Source organism: Micromonospora noduli, assembly GCF_003264475.1.
GTDB classification, from domain to species: Bacteria; Actinomycetota; Actinomycetes; order Mycobacteriales; family Micromonosporaceae; genus Micromonospora; species Micromonospora noduli.
In genome coordinates, this window is sequence record NZ_PYAC01000041.1 from 163,154 (window position 1) to 182,637 (window position 19,484).

General features: G+C 68.2%; 7 protein-coding genes. 5 read left to right on the top strand and 2 right to left on the bottom strand.

Translation table 11 applies throughout. From position 1 onward, the window contains the following. Window positions 1-5: 5 nt before the first annotated feature. Window positions 6-524, top strand: a complete 519-nt coding sequence (locus tag MED15_RS28300; RefSeq protein WP_112737387.1) for a 2'-5' RNA ligase family protein — start codon at window positions 6-8, stop codon at window positions 522-524. A gap of 24 nt (window positions 525-548) precedes the next feature. On the opposite strand, the gene MED15_RS33660 is transcribed toward MED15_RS28300, so the two are convergent. Beyond that, entirely contained in the window at window positions 549-1,244 is a 696-nt protein-coding gene (locus MED15_RS33660) for a glycine-rich domain-containing protein (protein ID WP_167457752.1), read from the bottom strand. Between the two features lie 145 nt (window positions 1,245-1,389). Next, window positions 1,390-3,360 (bottom strand): tachylectin-related carbohydrate-binding protein, encoded by a 1,971-nt coding sequence (locus MED15_RS28310; protein ID WP_167457753.1) that lies wholly within the window; start codon window positions 3,358-3,360, stop codon window positions 1,390-1,392. Between the two features lie 719 nt (window positions 3,361-4,079). Here MED15_RS28310 and MED15_RS28315 point away from each other — a divergent pair. The 4 genes from MED15_RS28315 to MED15_RS28330 all read left to right on the top strand — a co-directional run bounded on the left by MED15_RS28315 (window position 4,080) and on the right by MED15_RS28330 (window position 19,412). Next, window positions 4,080-14,024: a LamG-like jellyroll fold domain-containing protein gene (locus MED15_RS28315; RefSeq protein ID WP_112737463.1), complete on the top strand. Its 9,945-nt coding sequence runs from the start codon at window positions 4,080-4,082 to the stop codon at window positions 14,022-14,024. A 59-nt stretch (window positions 14,025-14,083) separates the two neighbouring features. Further along, window positions 14,084-14,494, top strand: a complete 411-nt coding sequence (locus tag MED15_RS28320) for a hypothetical protein (protein WP_146766752.1) — start codon at window positions 14,084-14,086, stop codon at window positions 14,492-14,494. Window positions 14,495-14,737: 243 nt separating this feature from the next. Then, the gene (locus MED15_RS28325; RefSeq protein WP_112737391.1) at window positions 14,738-16,963 is read left to right on the top strand and encodes a DUF8189 domain-containing protein; all 2,226 of its coding nucleotides are present in this window, start codon (window positions 14,738-14,740) and stop codon (window positions 16,961-16,963) included. 85 nt (window positions 16,964-17,048) lie between these two features. After that, entirely contained in the window at window positions 17,049-19,412 is a 2,364-nt protein-coding gene (locus MED15_RS28330; RefSeq protein WP_146766753.1) for a DUF8189 domain-containing protein, read from the top strand. Window positions 19,413-19,484 lie beyond the last annotated feature (72 nt).

The window sequence follows — 19,484 nt, forward strand, 5'->3', positions numbered from 1 at the left end:
GGCGGGTGCGTACGGTGGAACTGGTCTGCTCGCCCGGCCTGGAGGTCGCCGTCCGGGCGGTCTGGGGCCGGCTGGCCGCCGCCGGGTTGCCCAGCCTGGCCCGCAACATCCACCCGACCAACCGGCCGCACCTCACTCTCGCCGCCGTCGACGAGTTCCCGCCGGGGGTCGAGCACCGCCTGACCGACCTGTTCGACGCCGCGCTCCCGGTGCCGGTGACGCTCGACCGGGTCGTCGTCCTCGACGGCAGCGCCCCACTGGTCTGGCTTGTCCGACCCACTCCGGCGCTGACCGCGCTGCACGCCGCCGTCTGGGACGTTCTCGCCGAGGCAGACGGACACCGCCCGTGGCATGCGCCCGACGCGTGGGTGCCGCACCTGAGCCTGGCTCTGCGGTTCCGCAACGCGGACCTGCGGCTGGCCCGTGCCGTCGCTGGTGGACAGCGTCCGACGGGCGACTTCGACGCCGCCCGCAGCTACGACGGCACGGACCGCTCGGTGACCCCGCTGACCGGCCGCAGCTGAGGTTGTCACGCGTGTTCCGCAACCTCAGTTGCTGCCCCCACCGCCTCCGCCGTCGCCGCCTCCGCCATCGACCCCGCCGCTGAGATCGCCGCCGCCACCGCCGCCCGCACCGCCGGCGTAGCCGTGACGGCCGTCGAGGAAGGGCAGGTCGCCTCGAATGCCGGGTGGTTTGGGCCGCTTGCCCGGCCCGGCGAGGTGTTGCAGGCAGACCCGGCCGGAGACCGGGAAGCATTCACCACGGCCTCCGCAGTCGGCCAGGTAGCGGTGGCCATCGTGAATGTGCAGTTCCTGGTCCACCCGGAACAACAGGGGAAGCCCGGTTGGGCCGCACCCCTCGTCCCGCCGGCCGTGGCCCAGCGTGGCGAGCAGGAGAGGCCCGCGGTTGGCGTCGGTCGTGTCGCCGCTCGCCGACGTCGGTCGGTGGTGCGTAGAGCGTCCGAACGCGGCGTCGCAGAAGGTGGCGTAGTCCCGCGCATGGAGGGTCAGCTCCTGCCACAGGTCGTCCACGACCACCGAGGGCATGGACAGCTTCGCGCTGGGCTGGCGGGCGATGATCCGGAACCACTGCCGGGTCGCGGTCTCGACGAGAACGATGTCGTCGTCGCTCAGATGGGGATACCGATTTCGTAGATGGTGACGTCCGCTGGCAGGAAACCGCAGGTCGGACACGGCGCGGAGTCGGCGAGGGGTGCGGTCGCTTCTGAACTTCGTCCAGATCATCCGGTTACTTCTATCCGCCCGGCGGTGCGGGCGCTAAGGCCCCGACTTGCCGAAGTGGCGTCGCGGCCCCTTCAGAGTAGGGACAGCGGGCAAGCTGAGGCGGCCGCCGGGCGTGTCGCCCCGACGGCCGCCGGCCCGATCCTGGTCAGTTGTCGCGTGGCTGCTGAATCTCCTGCCTGGTGAACGAAATGCCCTCGGCTGGGGCGGCCCGAGTGGCGAGCGAGGCAGCCGACTCGTCCGTGTCGTAGAGCCGAACCGAACCGTTGGCGGTCCGACTCACGAACCCCAGTCGGATGCCACTGGAGTTCTGGAAGACGAATGCCGTCGGGTCGGTTGGATAGGTCTCGTCCGGTACCGTCGCGGTCGCCCAGTTGCCCCAGGCGGTAGAGCCCGCGGCGGTCTGTCGGCTGTGCTGGATGGTGTCGTCGGCCGTCCGGGTGAACACCGAGATGCGGCCGGTGTTGGGGCTCAGGACCGCGGTAGGGGAGCCGGCCGGCGTGATACCGCTGTCTCCCACCGCGTTCCAGGTGCCGGGCCAGGTGCCGTCGAGGTTCTGCAACTGGCTCTTGACCACTCCGTCGGTGTGTCGGGCGAACACCATCAGGCGACGGCCGGGCAGTGTCACCACGCTCGGCGTGTCCACGAAGCCCGCGCCACCCAGCCCCGTCCAGGCGGAGGTCAGCGCGCCACCCTTGTACGTGGCCGCCTGCAGGGTGCCGGCCGCGTTGGCCACCAGGAGTGCGGCCGTGCCGTCCGCGCCCGGCACGGCGACCGGCGTACCGGTCAGGCCGGTGCCACCGAGCGGCGTCCACGGAAGCAGATCTCCAGCCGTGCCGTCCTGCCGGCGGTGCCACAGTGCGCCATCGGCGTCCAGGGCGAAGACCGCGCGGGTGTCGTCGGAGAGCCGGACGGCGGCCGGCTCCGAGCGCATCGCCCCACCGAGGGCGAGCCACGGGTTCCAGTCCGGCATGGCCGGTGTCTTCTGGGTCAACGAACCCACGTTGCTGGTGGTCTCGTGGGCAACGATGGTGACCCGGCTCTGGGCGTCCGAGACCAGCGACGGCTTGCCGGTGTACGCCTCGGTGCCGGGCACCGGTGACCACTGGACCGAAAACAGCGAGTCCGGGTTCGCGCGTCCGTGCCGCAGTTGACCGATGGTGTCGGTGTAGGCGATCTCCAGACTGCCGAGCGCGGTGCCGGCGGCCGGGGCCTGCACGACCGCCAACGGGGCGTTCTGCCGCGCCGGAGTGGCGGGCAGCGCGGGGCTGGTGATCGCCCCCTGCCGGCAGGTGTTGGTGGTGGTGAAGACGTTCGGGAAGCCCTCCCAGCCGGTGCCGATCTTGTCACCGGCCAGCGACCAGGACCCGTTGTCCTCGCGGAAGCGGTACTGGAACAGATTGCCGGCGCTGTCGATGCCGAAGAGCGTGTCGCCGCCGGCGGAGAAGATCCCCTTGGTGAATGTCTGCCAGCCGCTCGGACCAACCAGGCTGTCACGGAGAATCCACCGCTGGCTCGCCGGGTCGAACCGGTGTCGGTAGAGCTTGCCGTCGGACGTCCGGCCGTAGAGGGTGCCGGGGGCCCCGGCCACGATCAGGTTGTACCGGTCCCATCCGGTGTCGATGACGCGCGCGTCGATGGTCCATTTCCGCGTCGACTCGTCGAACCGGTACCAGCGCAGTTTGCCCTGGGCGTCGACGGCGTAGAAGTCGCCGATCTGGTCCACAGTGATCTTGTTGCGGTAGGCGGCTGTCGCGTAGTTCGTGAAGCTCGTACTGATGATCCAGCTCTGCTTGCCGTCGACGGGCTCCCAGCCGCTGCCCGTCCATCGGTAGCGGTTGAGCCCGGTCGAGTTGATGCCGTAGACCCGACCGTCCGGCCCACCCAGCAGGCGGCCGAACGTCTGCCAGCCGGCAGGCCCGACGGTGGTGGCGGCGGTGAAGACGCCGCCGTCCCGGCCCGGGGTGCTGTACTGGCGGCGGACGAGCGTGCCGGTCGTTGTCGAGTTGAAGAACGCGGCCGCTCCGGTGCAGCTGAAGGCGTCGGTCGCCGCCTGTGCGGGAGACGCCGGCAGCGGTGCCACGAGGCCGGCGGCGCCGATGAGCGCTGCGGCGGTCAACGCCAGTGATCGACGCCGAGAAGACGTCCGTGGTGTGGATTCTTTGGTCAACTGGGACACGTTTGTGTCATCCTCCCCCGAGAATAATAAAAACGACCGTAGTGAATTATTCGCCCTGCAACCCTCAGCAAATTCGCGATGAACTTACGGTGCTCGGTGCGTGATTCATCCGTCACGGTCGCGCCCATCATGCACGACAGTGGGTCGCCTGCCAAGCGCCGAAGCTCGGTCCGGATCGTGGGCTCCGGGAGCATCCACGATGGACGACCGGGGGCGGTTCCGAGCAAGCAGCAAACGGGCTTAAGCCTTCAAATGCCCGAACTCTTGACGGAAAGTAATCGTCCCAGGTCGTATCGCAGATGAGGAAGCCCGCCGCCACTGTGGCTTGACAGCCGATCGAGCGTGCTGCAACCTACAGCGGCATATCGATGAGTAGCAGCACACGGGGGTGTGAAGCTGTGACCGCTGACTTGGCGGCATTCTGCCGTGCCGAGGCAATATTGGTTCTGTTGGGCGATCCGCTCCGGCGTGAATCCCGTCCCCCCGAGTCGCCTGTTCGCATCTCCTGAAATTTCCGTCGACCGATGGGTCGACGCCGTAACGCCGTGCCCGTGCAGAGGTAACGGCGATCACACACCCGGCTTGTGGGCCTTCGCAGGTCTCGCGGCCCTCGCTCGCCTCTCTCCGCCTCTCAGCCCGTCCTCTCCTCAGGGGTGACCATGTCCTTCAGCATTCGGCGTCTGCCCGACCCGCGCGGTCGGCTGACCGATCTGCGTGGTCGGTTACCCCGGCAACGCTCGGTGTTCGGCTCCGGCGCCACCCGGTCGGTCCTGGCGGCCGCCCTGGCCGGTGTGCTGATGCTCAACCTGGGTGGCAGCGGGGTGACCGCGCTGCCGGCGGGCGGTGCCCGGGACCGCGACGGTGTCGCCTCCACCGGTCGGGGTGGCGGCGGCGCGAAGCCGAACCAGGCATGGGGCTCGGCGGCGGGCAAGGCACACGTGACGCCCGGACGACCCAACCGTGACCTGCCGAAGTCGCAGCGCGGGCAGTACCCGCTGCACAAGCTCGCCGACAAGCCCGCCCCGGGGCGCAACAGGGCGTCCGTCGCGACCGCACCCGTCGACGACACCCGCGGCTTCGACAAGCGGACCAGCCGGGAACGGCCGGCCGAGCGCGACGTCAACCAGCGCGTGTTCGACAACGCCGACGGCACCCAGACCACCGAGTTCTCCTCCGCCCCGGTCAACTACCGCAAGCCGGATGGCACCTGGGCACCCATCGACCACACTCTGGTGGCGGCCGCCGACGGGTGGGGGACCGCCGCCGACTCGGTCGGTCTGCACCTCGCGGGCAACGGCGCAGCGAGTCAGTTGGCCCGGCTGAGCTTCGACGCTGACACCGAGTTCGGGTTCGGCCTGGCCGAGGCGTCCAACGCGCCGGGCCGGGTGGACGGCAACGCCGTCACCTACCCGGGCGTACGCCCCGACGTCGACCTGCGCCTGGAGCCCCGGGCCGGTGGCGTGAAGGAAACCCTGGTCCTGCACTCGGCCAAGGCGCCCACGTCGTACGTGTTTCCGCTGAATCTGCGCAACCTCACCGCGAAGCTGGTCGACGGTCAGGTCGTCCTCAGTGACCGGGACGGGCGCCAGCGCGGGGTCATCCCGGCGGGTTACATGGTGGACGCAGGCTCCGACACGGCCGGTCCCGCCACCTCCACCAAGGTCGCGTACGAGCTGGTCACCACGGGTGGGCAGACCGCGCTGAAGGTCACTCCCGACCGGGCGTGGTTGGCCGATCCCGCCCGGCGCTACCCGGTCGAGGTCGACCCGACCGTCGGCCCGCCGGTCGCTGCGATCAACGCCGACAGCAGCATGTACGTGCACGGGGATCGCTCCATCGAGGGTAAGGACGAGTTGCTCGTCGGTCACTCCGCCAATGACAACGCGGCGGCCTACCTCAAGTTCGGCAACCTGGTCAGCCGACTCCAGAACCACACCATCCACGGTGCGGCGCTCTCCGCGGTCAACTTCGACGCGGGCTCCTGCAAGGCGCGCGCGGTCACCGTCCACCCGGTCACCGGGTCGTGGTCGGCCGGCGCCGGCTACTCGTACCCGGGGCCGTCAGTGGGTGGGGCGCTGGTCAGCCGCTCGTTCGCCCACGGGTACATCGCTCTCGGCCAGTCGAAATCCGCGTGCCCGGCGGCCGGGGAGATGTTCGACCTCGGTGTCGGCGGCCGTAACCTGGTGCAGCGCTGGGTCAACGGCCAGCAGGCCAACAACGGTCTCTCGCTGCGCGCGTCGACCACCGACACCTTGGCGTGGAAGAAGTTCGCCGGCACCGGCACGGCCAACCCGCCGGCGCTCTACGTCACGCACAGCCCGTACAACGCCGGGTACGCGATCCCGAAGCCCACCCCGGAGCCGGCCGTCCTGCGTAACCAGGACGGCAAGGTGAAGGTGACAGTCACCAACCTCGGCGCCGAGGCGTGGACGCCCGCCAACTACTACCTCGCCTACCGGGTCTACAACGCGCAGACCGGCGCGGCGGTGACCCAGCAGCGGGCGGCCAGTCTGCCCACCACCCTGGCTCGTGGCGCGAAGGTGACCCTCGACGCGACAGTCAAGCGGTTGGAGCCCGGCTCCTACTTCCTCGACTTCACCATGGTGCGTACCGGCGGCGCGGTCTTCACCGACCATCAGGTGCCACCCGGTCGGATCGTGCTCCAGGTGTTCGACGTTCCGCCGGTGGTGCAGGAGCTCTACCCGGAAAACGGCTACCAGGCCCCCACGCTCACCCCGTTGCTCTGGGCCCGGGCCGTGGACACCGATGCCGCACCCGGCGCCACTTTGTCGTTCAAGTTCGAGATCTGCGACCGCACCGACGCCGGTGCGGCGACCAACTGCACCAACTCCGGCTACCAGGCCAAGCAGTCCTGGGTGGTGCCCGCCGGCCGGATGGTCTGGGGCAAGAGCTACCTGTGGCGCTCCTTCGTCAAGGACAGCGCCAACGAGGTCATCTCGCCGTACTCGACCATGCTCAGCTCGGTGCCACAACCGGACCTGCTGTCCCGGATCGCCACCTCGCCCAACGCCGAGCAGGGCCGCGAGTTCGATGCCCAGACCGGCAACTTCGCCACCTCCGCTGTGGACGCCACAGTGGTGACGGTCGGGCCGGAGCTGAACCTGGTCCGCACCTACAACAGCCTCGACCCCCGCACGACCGGCGTCTTCGGCGCCGGCTGGTCCAGCCGGTACGACATGACGCTGGTTCCCGACAACGACGGCTCCGGCAACGTGGTGGTCCGCTACCCGGACGGTCAGGAGGTGCGGTTCGGAAAGAACCCGGACGGCACGTACGCACCACCGCCGGGCCGGGTCGCGAAGCTCAGCGTCGACAGCAGCAGTTGGAAACTTGTCGACCGCACCGGCAGCACCTACCAGTTCTCCCTGCTCTACAAACTCCAGAAGATCACCGACAACTCCGGGCACTCGGTCAACCTGACCCTCGACCCGATGACCGGCAAGCTCGCCCGCGCCCAGGTCTCCAACAGCCAGACCAACACGGCCGGCCGTTCGCTGACCTTCACGTGGAACGGCAACCGCATCGCCACGGTCAGCACCGACCAGGTCAACGGCGCGAAGCTGACCTGGAACTACACCTACAACGGTGACCTGCTGACCAAGGTCTGCGGCCCGGAGTCCGCCTGCACCAATTACGCCTACGCGGCCGGTTCGCACTACCGCACCGCCGTCCTCGACGCCAAGCCCGACTCGTACTACCACCTCGGCGAGGCCGAGGGCACCGGCGCGGCCAGCGACGTGGCGATCAACCTGGGCAAGGACGCCGGCACGTACCGCAACAACGTCACGTTGGGCCAGCCCGGCGTGCTGGAGGGCACCAACGGCACCGCCGCCGCCTTCAACGGCACCTCGGCCTACCTCGAACTGCCCAAGGGTCTGGTCAAGAAGAGCCGCGACGTCTCCGTCGAGCTGTGGTTCAAGATCGGCCTGACCCAGACCGGCGGCCCTCTCATCGGCTACCAGGACAAGGCCGTCGGCACCGCCGCCACCAGCGGCGTCCCGCTGCTCTACACCGGCACCGACGGCAAACTGCGCGGCCAGTTCGCCACCGGCACGATCGCACCGATCACCTCGGGCATCACGGTCAACGACAACAAGTGGCACCACGTGGTGCTCTCCGCGATGGCCAACACCCAGACCATGTACCTCGACGGGGTCAAGGTCGGTGACCTGACCGGGCAGCCGATCGAGCACTCGCTGCTGACCTTCAACCAGGTCGGCCTCGCCTCGGCGACCACACCCAATTCCTGGCCGGCCTGGGGCGGCACCGCCCAGCGTTACTTCGCCGGCACGATCGACGAGGTCGCCGTCTACTCGCGCCCGATCGGCCCGGACACGGCCAAGGCGCACTTCCAGTACGCGAAGCCGGCCGCCCAGCAGCTGACCCGGGTCACCCTGCCCAGCGGCCGGGTCGCCACCGAGGTCGAGTACGACACGGCCACCGACCGGGTCAAGGAGTACACCGACGACAACGGCGGCACCTGGAAGGTGGGCCAGCCCACTGTCTACGGCGGCGACACCGACCTGCGGCGCAGCGTCCAGGTCCTCGACCCGGCCAACCGCCCCTACCTGTACGAGTACGACGCGCTCGCCGGTCGACTGCTGCGCTCCGGCACCCCGCTCGGGCTGGAGACCCGCGAGGAGGACCGGCCCGGGCAGACCAGCCCGCCGCCGAGCCCGCCGCCCACCGAGGTCTGCACCCAGCCCGACCCGAACGACCCGGCCTTCTGCACGGTGATCCCCGGCGACGCCGGTGGGCCGATCTTCGTGCGGCACCCGCTGGACGGCATGGCCATCCGCTCGTTCTCCTACAACGAGGACGGCCAGCAGAGCAAGGTCACCAATGAGAACGGTGACACGGTGGAGATGACGTACGACAGCAGGGGTCGTCTCGCCACCCGCAAGAGCTGCCGTACGTCCACCCAGTGCTTCACGAACTACTACACGTACCCGGCCTCCATCACCGATCCGTTCGACCCGCGCATCGACCTGGCGGTGGAGCAGCGCGACGGTCGCTCCAGCGGCCCGACCGACAACGGGTTCCTGACCACCTTCACGTACCGAGAGCGCACCGGTCAGCTCCTCACCCAGACCAACCCGGACCTCAGCAAGGTCACCCACACCTACACCAGCGGCGGCGAGGCCGGTGTCAACGGCATCCCCCCGTCCGGGTTGCTGGCCAGCAGCATCACCAACGGGCAGACCAAGCCCACCACCTACGCGTACTACGCCAACGGTGACCTGTACAAGGTGACCGAGCCGTCCGGACTGGTCACCGAGTACACCTACGACGCGCTCGGCCGACGGATCACCGAGAAGGTCATCTCCGACACCTATCCCGCGGGCGTCACCACCACGATCACCTACGACGGGCACTCGCGGGTCGCCACCGTCACCGGCCCGGTCACCACCGACGCCGTCACCGGCAAGCAGCACCAGAGCCGGACGGTCAACGAGTACGACGCCGACGGCAACCCCACCAAGGCCACCGTCACCGACCTGCTCGGTGGTGACCCCGAGCGGGTCACCAGCACCGAGTACGACGACGAGGGACGGCCGGTCCGGGTCGTCGACCCGGAGGGCAACGAAACCAGCTACGGGTACGACCGGTTCGGCAACAAGACGACCATGACCGACGCCAACGGCAACCGCTACGACTGGGCGTACACCGCCCAGAACAAGGTGGCCGAGGTGCGACTGCGGGACTGGCGCAGCGACCCGGCCGGTACCCCCGCCACCGGCACCGGCGACTACCTGGTCCTGCACTCCTACTCGTACGACTTCGCCGGGCGGCTGGCCAGCGACACCGACGCCATGGGTCGGCGACTGGAGTACAAGTACTACCGCGACGACCTGTTGGAGAAGATCACCCTCAAGGACTTCCGTAACCCTGACGGCTCCAAGCGGGACTACGTCGTGGAGGAGAACACCTACGACGGGGCCGGCAACGTCACCCGCAAGGTCGGGGCCAACGGCACCCAGATCACCGAGCACAAGCCGGACAAGGCCGGCAAGGTGGCGAGCACCGTGCTGGACCCGACGGGGGTGCGCCGGACCAACACCTTCACCTACGACTACAACGGCAACGTCAAGCAGACCGTCCGGACCGGCAACCCGTCGAACCTGAACTGGGAGGTGCTGGCCACCTCCGAGGTCGTCGACTACACCTACGACGACGCCGGCAACGTGCTCACCGAGAAGGTCACCGCCGGCAGCAGCACCCGGGTGACCAGCTACACGTACGACAGGCGCGGCCTGCGCACCTCGGTCACCGACCCGCGGGGCAATGTGAGCGGCGCCGACAAGGCGAAGTACACCAGCACCTTCCGCTACGACGAGCTCGGCCGTCAGATCGGGCAGAGCGGCCCGACCGTCCTGGCCGAGAGCGACGGCAACACGGCCGTCTCCACCAACCCGAGCAGCTCGGTGGGCTACAACACCTTCGGCGAGCAGGTCGCGGTCAAGGACCCGCTCGGGCGGGTCTCCACCTCGGAGTACGACAAGCTGGGCCGGGTGGTGCGCAGCCTCGCGCCGACGTACCAGGCGCCCGGGGCGACCCAGCCGGTCACCCCGGAGCACAAGCGCCGCTACGACGCCCTGGGCAACGTGCTGGAGGAGACCGACCCGGCCGGCACCACCAGCTACACGTACGACCAGCTCAACCGGTTGACCGTGCGGGACGAACCGTCGAAGACCAATGACGACCGGGCGCTCACCCGCTACACCTACACCCGCACCGGCGAGGTCCTGTCGGTCACCGGCCCGACCGGCGCGCGGGTGGAGTCGACCTACGACGATCTCGACCGGCAGGTCACCCAGACCGTCGTCGAGCGCCGGCCGACCACCCGCAACCTGGTCAGCAAGCTCGCCTACGACGACGCGGGCAACCTGACCTCGTCGTCGTCCCCGACCGGGGCGACGACTGTCAACACCTTCAACGGGGCCGGCGACATCACCCGCAGCACCGCGCCGACCGGCGAGGCCATGATCTTCGGATACGACTTCGCGGGCCGCCAGGTCCGGGTCTCCGACGGGCTCGGCCGCACCACCCGGGTCGGGTACGACCAGTTCGGCAACCGGGTCAGCACCATGAACCTCAAGGCCGACGGCACGGTCCTGCGCACCCAGAGCTACGGCTACGACGTGGCCGGCAACATGACCTCGTCGAAGGACCCCTACAACACCGTCACCACCTACGAGTACGACGCGGCGGACCAGCTCGTCAAGCAGATCGAGCCGACCGACGCCGACCCGATCACCACCACGTTCGGGTACGACGCCGCCGGCAACCGGACCCGCTACACCGACGGCCGCAACAACTCCACCATCTACACGTACAACACGCTGGGTCTGCCGGAGTCGGCGATCGAGCCGTCCACGGCGAGCCACCCGACCGCAGCGGACCGGACCTGGACCGTCGCGTACGACGCCGACGGCAACGCGGTGCGGCTCAGCGCCCCGGGTGGGGTGAGCCGCACGCGGACCTACGACGCAGCCGGCCGACTGACAGTGGAGACCGGTTCCGGGGGTGACACCCCGACCGTGACTCGAACCCTGGACTACGACCAGGACGGCCGGCTGACCAGCGTCAACGCCCCCGGTGGCAGCAACACGTACAACTGGAACGACAGGGGTGGGCTGCTGTCCACCGCCGGCCCGTCCGGCACGGCGAGCTTCGACTACAACGACGACGGCCGGGTGACCAGCCGCACCGACCTGACCGGCACGGCAACCTTCGGCTACGTCAAGGGTCGCCTCGACACGCTCACCGACAGCATCACCGGCCAGCAGCAGAAGCTTGACTACGACGCCGCCGGTGACGTCAAGACCGTTGACTACGGCGCCGGTCGTGTCCGCACCTTCGGTTACGACGACTACGGGCGGGTCGCCAGCGACGTGCTGCGCAACGCGGGTGGCCAGACGGTGGCATCGGTCACCTACGGCTTCGACCTGAACGGCCACCTCACCAGCAAGAACACCACCGGCACCGCTGGCGCTGGCAACAACACCTACGACTACGACAAGGCCGGCCGGCTGATCTCCTGGACCAGCCCGGCCGGGACCGTCACGTACGCCTGGGACGCCAGCGGCAACCGGGTTCGGGCCGGGTCCAAGACCGCGACCTTCGACGAACGCAACCGTCTGCTCTCCGACGGCGACTACACCTACGCGTACACCCCGCGGGGCACGCTGCGGACCCGCACCAGCTCGGGCCTGGCCGAACAGTTCTCGTTCGACGCCTTCGACCGGCTCACCGGGGCGCAGAACCAGACCTACACCTACGACGGCCTGGACCGGCTGGCCTCCCGTACCGGCAACTCGTTCGTCTACGCCGGTCTGGGCGACGAGGTGGTGCACGACGGGTACGAGTACTACGGTCGCGGCCCGAACGACGAGCTGCTCGCCACCGCCCAGGGCGCCGACAAGCGGCTGTCGCTCACCGACGCCCACGGTGACGTGGTGGCGGCCATCAACCCGGCCGACACCCAACTGTCCACGCTGAACGACTCCACCGCGTACGACCCGTTCGGCAAGAAGGTGACCAGCACCGGCAGCACCGGCCGGCTGGGCTTCCAGGGGGACTGGACCGACCCGGACACCGGTCAGGTCGACATGGGCGCCCGCTGGTACCAGCCCGGCACCGGCACGTTCACCTCGCGGGACAGCGTCAACTACACCTCCGGCGACTCGATCCTGGCCAACCGCTATACCTACGGTGCTGGCGCCCCGCTGGACTTCGACGACCCGGACGGCCACTGGCCGCGCTGGATGAAGCGTGCCGCGAGCGTGGTGAGCAACACCGTCTCCAACGTCGTCAGTGGCGCGTACACGGCGTACAACTACGCCAGGAACTTCGTGTCCACCGTCGCTCACTACGCCTGGTCCGGGATCAAAGCGGTCGGCCGAGCGATCTCCAGTAGCGCGAAGTGGCTCGGCGAGAAGACGATGAACGCCGTCCGGTATGTCGGCAACAAGATCCAGTCCGGACTCAACCAGGTCGCCCGCGCCGCCGACTGGGCCAAACAACAGGCCAAGATGGTCGCGCAACGCATCTACCAGGCAAAGGTCGCGGTGACAGCCGCCGCGAAGTCGGCCATCAAACAAGCGGTCAAGTTCACCAAGCTGGCGGTGATTCCTGCCCTGACGAAGCCGCTCATCACGCTCGGCAAGGTGGTGTCCACCGGCCTCAAGATGGCGGCGAGCGTCGTCGCGGTCACCACAATGGCCATCCAGGATCCACAGAAGTTCAAACAGAACCTCTGGCTGGCCGCCGCGCAGAAGTTGACGCCGCTCGTCGAGGGCGCCGAGAAGATTTGGGACAAGGCGACCCAGTTTGTCGAGGACCACGCGGCCGAGATCGCCGGCTTCGCCGTCGGTGCCGTCGTCGGCCTGGGCTGCGGTGCGGCGATCGGCTGGACCGGTGTCGGGGCGGTGGCCTGCGGGGCGCTCGCCGGGGCGGTCGGCTCGGCGGTCACCGGCTACATGGACGGCAAGCGCGGTTGGGACCTTGCCGGCGCCACCGCCATGGGCGGCCTCACCGGTGCACTCGGTGGCGCGCTCGGGTCCATCGGCGGCCAGGCGCTGGGCGCGGGTATTCGCGGGTTGAGCGGCGGGCTTCGCTCGGCCGGCGGCAAGGCGCTGAACGCGGGCATCGGCGAGGCCCGGGCGATCGGCAGCGGCATGCAGAACGTCGGCAAAAAGCTTCTTGGAGGGTGCCCCAACAGCTTCACGGGCGAGACCCGCGTGCTGATGGCGGATGGCAGCTCCAAGCGAATCGACGAGGTGCAGGTCGGCGAGAAGGTGCTCGCCACCGATCCGACGACTGGCCGCACCGAAGAACGCGCGGTTACGGCGCTGATCGTTGGCGTCGGTAGCAAGGATCTTGTCGAGATCACGATCGACATCGACGGCAAGCAGGGTGACCGGACGGAGAAGCTGACCGCTACGGCTGGCCACCCATTCTGGGTCGCTGATCAGAACCGTTGGGTCGAGGCAAAGGATCTGGCGAGCGGTTACGTCTTCGAGACCGCCGACCATCAGCCAGCCTCAGCCGTCTCGACCCGGAAGTGGAGCGAACAACGACGTGTCTACAACCTTAGCGTCGATGTCCTCCACACGTATTATGTCGCCGCCGGCGATGTGCAGATCCTTGTCCACAACTGTGGGCCGACGAGGCTTGATGCGAAGCTGGCGCGGGACCGCGCCGTAGACTTGCAAGGGCTTCGGAATGACTACCCTAACGCAGCGGAGAAAGGTACCACCGCAGTGATGGGAGTCTTCAACAAGGCAACGCGGAAGTGGTCTAATCGAATCGCAATTAACGGCGATGGTGAAATGCCGTCGGGTTGGAATCTCCGGGCGGGCGAAGAGTTCGTGCAAGGGGCTGGGCATGCTGAAGAGGCGATCATCGAAAGTCTCGGGCCTGACGAGGTGATCGGGTTCGGTGGAACCTCGCGCAACATCTGCCGCGATGTCTGTTATAGGTTGTTGAACGGAAATGGCATGAAGTTTGGAGGGTCTGGATACTTCCGTGGCCTGCCCGACAAGACGCCGTTCTCCTACTTCTGGCAGAGAGGTTGGTAGTTGTGGAAAGCGTTCGGCTTAACGAAGCCCTGGGGTATGCCGTCGGGGATGTTCTCCGCATGTCCAGCGAGCCGGTGAGGACTCGAATTGTTGGGATGTCTTTGCATCGTATTGTGCTGGAATGGAGCTGGTGGCAGGTCGATGAGGAGTCCGAGAACGACTGGGATGGGACCATCGGAATTCCGACGAGCCCTAGCGCTCACGATTGGCGAAACACGCCGTGGCGGATTGAGTCGTCGGACCTTTCGCTTGAGGTGGGCGGGTATTGCACTGTCGTGATTCCGCCAACAATTGTACGTGTGATCGGGATTGAGAAGTACGACCCTGCGGCCGACTTCGGGTTCCTCCCACGACCGGAGTTCGTCCTGGAATTGCGGCCTCTGGATTACGACGACGATGATGAAGCCGGTTTCGTGCATTACCTGAACACGCGCGAGCCACTTTCACTCGAATTGATCAAGCGGTCCTAGTGAATCGCTAGAACCTCCGATTGATGCTGTCCATACGTAAATCCCGCGAGCTGCTGCTGGCCTGGCTCGTCGAGAATAAATCTGCTTGCCTGGTGGGGAGAGGGAATTTCTTTGAAAATAGCTAAGTGGGAGCTAAGTCGAGTCTTTAGCGCGCTGGTATTCATCGTACTGGCGGCGGGAACATCGCTGGTCAGATTGGAATCGCCGGCCCTCGCCGACGCTGCCGGTAGGGGTGGTGACTTCGTGCCGATCGACAGCGTCCCCCTTCTGGACACGCGCGACGGCACCGGCGGCACCACCGGGGTTCGGGGCGCCAAGTCCGTCACCACGTTCAACGCCGTCGGCATCGCCGGTATCCCGACCAGCGGGGTCAGCGCGTTGATGGTGGACGTGACGGCGATCTACCCGACCGCCAACACGTTCCTGACCATCTACCCGGACCTGACGGACCCGAAGGCTTCGGCCATGAACGCCTCGGTCGGTGAGGTCATGACCAACTCGGCGGTGGTCAAGCCCGGCACGAACGGCAAGCTCGCGGTGCGCAACGCGGGCGGCAACGTCCACATCAGAGTGGACGTGGTGGGCTACTTCACCACCGCCACCGGCAGCACCGGTTCCGGTTTCGTGCCGGTGGACCACACCCGGGTGGTCGACAGCCGGACCGGACAGGGGATCACCGCCGGCACCATGCCCACCCGTGGAACGCGTACCGCCAATATCTACGGCGGTGGGCTGGTGCCCAGTTCCGCGACGGCGGTCATGCTGGACGTCGTGGTGATCGGCGCGACCGGCAACGGCTGGATGACCGTCGGGTCGAGCACGGCCGCGGAGACCGGCATCGACTACACCAAGGGCGCCACCTCGTTGGGGATGGTCGTCAAACTGAACCCCGGTGCCAGCTCTGTGACGTTGGAGAATCGCGGTTCGGCCGTGCACGTCGCCATCACCGTCCAGGGCTACTGGACCGGCAGCCCGACCACCGGCGCCGGCCTGCGCACGGTTCCGGCGACCACCCTGTACGACAGCCGTTTCCCCAGTGGCGCCCAGCCGGTGCCCGCCTTCGGCGCCGTCGATGTCGCTGTCGCGGGCACCAACGGCCTGCCGACCCGTGGCATCGCCGCGGCCGTCCTCAATGTGCACGCGGTCGCCTCGACGGTGGACGGGTTCTTCAACGTCACGCCCCTGGGCGGCGTCGAGAACACCGCGTCGACGACGAACTTCCCCGCCGGGCACGTCGCCCGGTCCAGCATCGTGGTGACCAAGCTGGGCACCGAGGGGAAGGTCCGGATCAAGAACAGCAGCGGCGGTACGGTGCACATCGTCGTCGACCTGCAGGGCTGGTACGCCGACCCGATGCCGTTCCTGCCGACCGAGTCCTTCTCCCGCTCGACGGCATTGCAGGGGGAGCCGAGCGACGGCAGCTCGCTCGGGGTCATCGTCTACGCGCACACCGACAACACCGGGCAGGTGCGGGTCGTCCACCAGCAGAACCCGGACGATTTCAGCAGCGTCCAGCACATCCCCCAGTTCGGCGCGGAGGCGTTCACCGGGCAACCTTCCTTGAACGTGCAGAGCGGCACCAAGCAGATGCAGATCAGCGCCCTACACACCACCGGCACCGTGTGGACCGGCGCCCAGACGGCGGCGAACGCCGCGACCTGGGCAACGACCGGGGACCTGGGCGGCACCATGGTGGGCCGGCCCGTCACGGTCACCCTCGCCGACGGCACCAGCGTGGTCTTCGCCGTGGATGTCGACGGTCGCCTGTGGCACTACCGCCAGGCCGGGACGAGTGCGTGGAAGAGCCTCGGTGACGTCGACCTCACCGGCGGAATCACTCTGGTGAATGTTGACGCCGCCGGTGTCCGGCTGGTTGCCACCACCATGACCGGCACCATCAAGACCGCGCTCTACTCCACCGACGGCACCCTCAGCGCCTGGGTCGACCTGGGCGGGAACGTGACCGGGGTGCCGGCCGCCTTCATCAACCAGGGCTACCGTACGGCCGTGGTGGCCCGTGCCGCCGACGGTTCGCTGGTCATGAAGAAGCAGGAACTGGGTGGGGCCTGGCCGGCCACCTGGCAGACGGTGGGTACGTTCACCGCTGCCGGTTCCCCGGCCGCGATCGTCGACCCGGCGTTGGGCCGTATCGCCGTCGTCGCTCGAAGCACCGACAACGAGATGTACCGGGTGTACGAAACCGAGCAGGGCTCGGGCGCCTGGGGTGAGTGGTTGCGCCTGTACGAGAACCCTGGCGACCCGACCGCCGCCACCGCCGCCACCGACCCCGCCATCGCGCCGATCAAGAACTCCGGCGGGCCCGGGTTCGTGGTGGTCTACCGCAACCGGAACAACACCACCATCGCGCTGGACCGGCGTTTCGCCGCCCCCGGAGGGATGGCGGCAGCGAAGGTGAGCCCGTCCGCGGTCAGCTTCACCGCGCATCTCATCCCGACGCCGTCGGCCTGATTCTCGGCACCACCAGCCCGGGGGCCTTCGACCACGTGACGGAGGCCCCCGTGCGTCCCAGTTGCTTCCTCTAGAAGGAATTTGCATGAAAAAATTATTGACTTCACGTTTGCGCGCCCGTGTCGGTAGTGGATTAGCTGCCCTTGGTGTCGTGCTGGCAATGGTTGTCTCGCCGACGCCAGCCCACGCCGACGCCGCGGGCAGGGGTGGTGACTACGTACCGATCGACAGCGTGACCCTGTTGGACACCCGTAACGGCACCGGCGGCACCACCGGTGTTCGGGGCGCCAAGTCCGTCACCACGTTCAACGCCGTCGGCATCGGCGGTATCCCGTCCAGCGGCGTCAGCGCGTTGATGGTGGACGTGACGGCGATCAGCCCGACCGCCAACACGTTCCTGTCCGTCTACCCGGACCAGACGAGCCGGACGACCTCGGAGCTGAATGCCGCGGTCGGCGAGACGATCACCAACTCGTCGGTGGTCAAGCCGGGCGCGAACGGCAAGATTGCGGTTTACAACCTGACCGGCAGTCTGCACATCAAGGTGGACGTGGCGGGCTACTACACCACCGCCACGGGCAGCGTCGGCTCGGGCTTCGTGCCGGTGAACCACACGCGTGTGGTCGACAGCCGAGTAGGGCTGGGGATCGCCACCGGCACCCTACCCACGAGCGGGACCCGCACTGCCAACCTTTCCGGTGGCGGGCTGGTACCGAGCACCGCGAAGGCGGTCATGCTCGACGTGGTGGTGACGGGTTCGACCGGCAACGGTTGGGTGACGGTCGGGTCGAGCGCGACCGCGAAGGTCGGCATCGACTACGTCAAGGCCACCACGTCTATGGGGATGGCGATCAAGCTCAGCTCCGATGGCAGCCGTAACGTGCAACTGGAGGCTCGCGGGCCCGCCGTGCACGTCGCCATCACGGTCCAGGGATACTGGACCAGCAGCCCGACCACCGGCGCGGGTCTGCGTCCGATCCCGGCGACAAGGCTGTACGACAGCCGCTTGCCCACCGGCGCCCAGGCGGTGCCCGCGGGCGGCTCCGTCGACGTCGCGGTTGGCGGCACCAACGGCCTGCCGACTCGCGGCATCGCCGCCGCCGTCCTCAACGTGCACGTGGTCGGTCCCGCGGCCGCCGGTTATCTCACCGTCACGCCGCTCGACGGCACTCCGAACTCCGCCTCGACTGCCGACTTCCCCGCCGGGCTCAACAACACACGATCGAGCCTCGTGGTGACCAAGCTGGGCACCGAGGGGAAGGTTCGGATCAAGAACGTCAGCGGCGGTACTGCGCACATCCTGGTCGACCTGCAGGGATGGTTCGCCGACCCGATGCCGTTCCTGCCGGTGCAATCCTTCTCTCGGTCGGTGGCGAGGCAGGGAGAGCCGAGCGACGGCAGCGCGCTCGGGACCATCGTTTACGCGCACACTGACAACACCGGTCAGGTGCGGGTCGTCCACCAGGCGAACCCCGACGACTTCGGCAGCGTCCAGCACACCCCCCTCTTCGGCGCGGAGGCGTTCACCGGACAGCCCGCACTCAACGTGCTGGGCGCCAGCAAGCAGATGCAGATCAGCGCCCTGCACACCACGGGTACGGTCTGGGCCGGTGCCCAGACGGTGGCGAACGCCGCGACCTGGGGCACCACCGGGAACTACGGCGGAACCATGGCAGCCCCGCCCGTCGCGGTCACTCTCGCCAACGGCAGCAGCGTGATCTTCGCGGTGGACGCCGACGGTCGCCTGTGGCACTACCGTCAGACCGGGACGGGTGCGTCGTGGAAGAGCCTCGGTGACGTCGACCTCTCCGGTGGCCTCGCCGCGCTCGCGCTTGACACCGGGATTCAGTTGGTCGCCACGACCAGCACCGGCACCATCAAGACCGCGTTCTACTCGACCGATGGGGCACTCACCGGCTGGACCGACCTGGGCGGAAACGTGACCGGCGTGCCGGCTGCCTTCCTCATCCAGGGTCCCCGCACCGCGGTGGTGGCGCGTGCGGCCGACGGTTCGCTGGTCATGAAGAAGCAGGAGTTGGGTGGGGCCTGGCCGACGACCTGGCAGACGGTGGGAACCTTCACCGCTGCCGGTTCCCCGGCCGCGATTGTCGACCCGGCGTTGGGCCGTATCGCCGTCGTCGCCCGTGGGCCTGACAACGAGGTCTACCGGGTGTACGAGACCGAGCAGGGCTCGGGCACCTGGGGTGAGTGGCTGCGCCTGTACGAGAACCCCAGCGACCCGACCGCTGCCACCGCCGCCACCGATCCCACCATCGCGCCGATCCAGAACTCCGGCGGGCCCGGGTTCGTGGTGGTCTACCGCAATCGGAACAACACCACCATCGCGCTCGACCGTCGATTCGCCGCACCCGGAGGGATGGCGGCAGCGAAGGTGAGCCCGTCGGCGGTCAGCTTCACCCCGCACCTCATCCCGACGCCGCCGGCCTGATCCTCGGCGCCATCAGCCCCGGGGGTCTTCGTCCACCTGACGGAGGCCCCCGGGTCGCTGTTCACCGGTGCG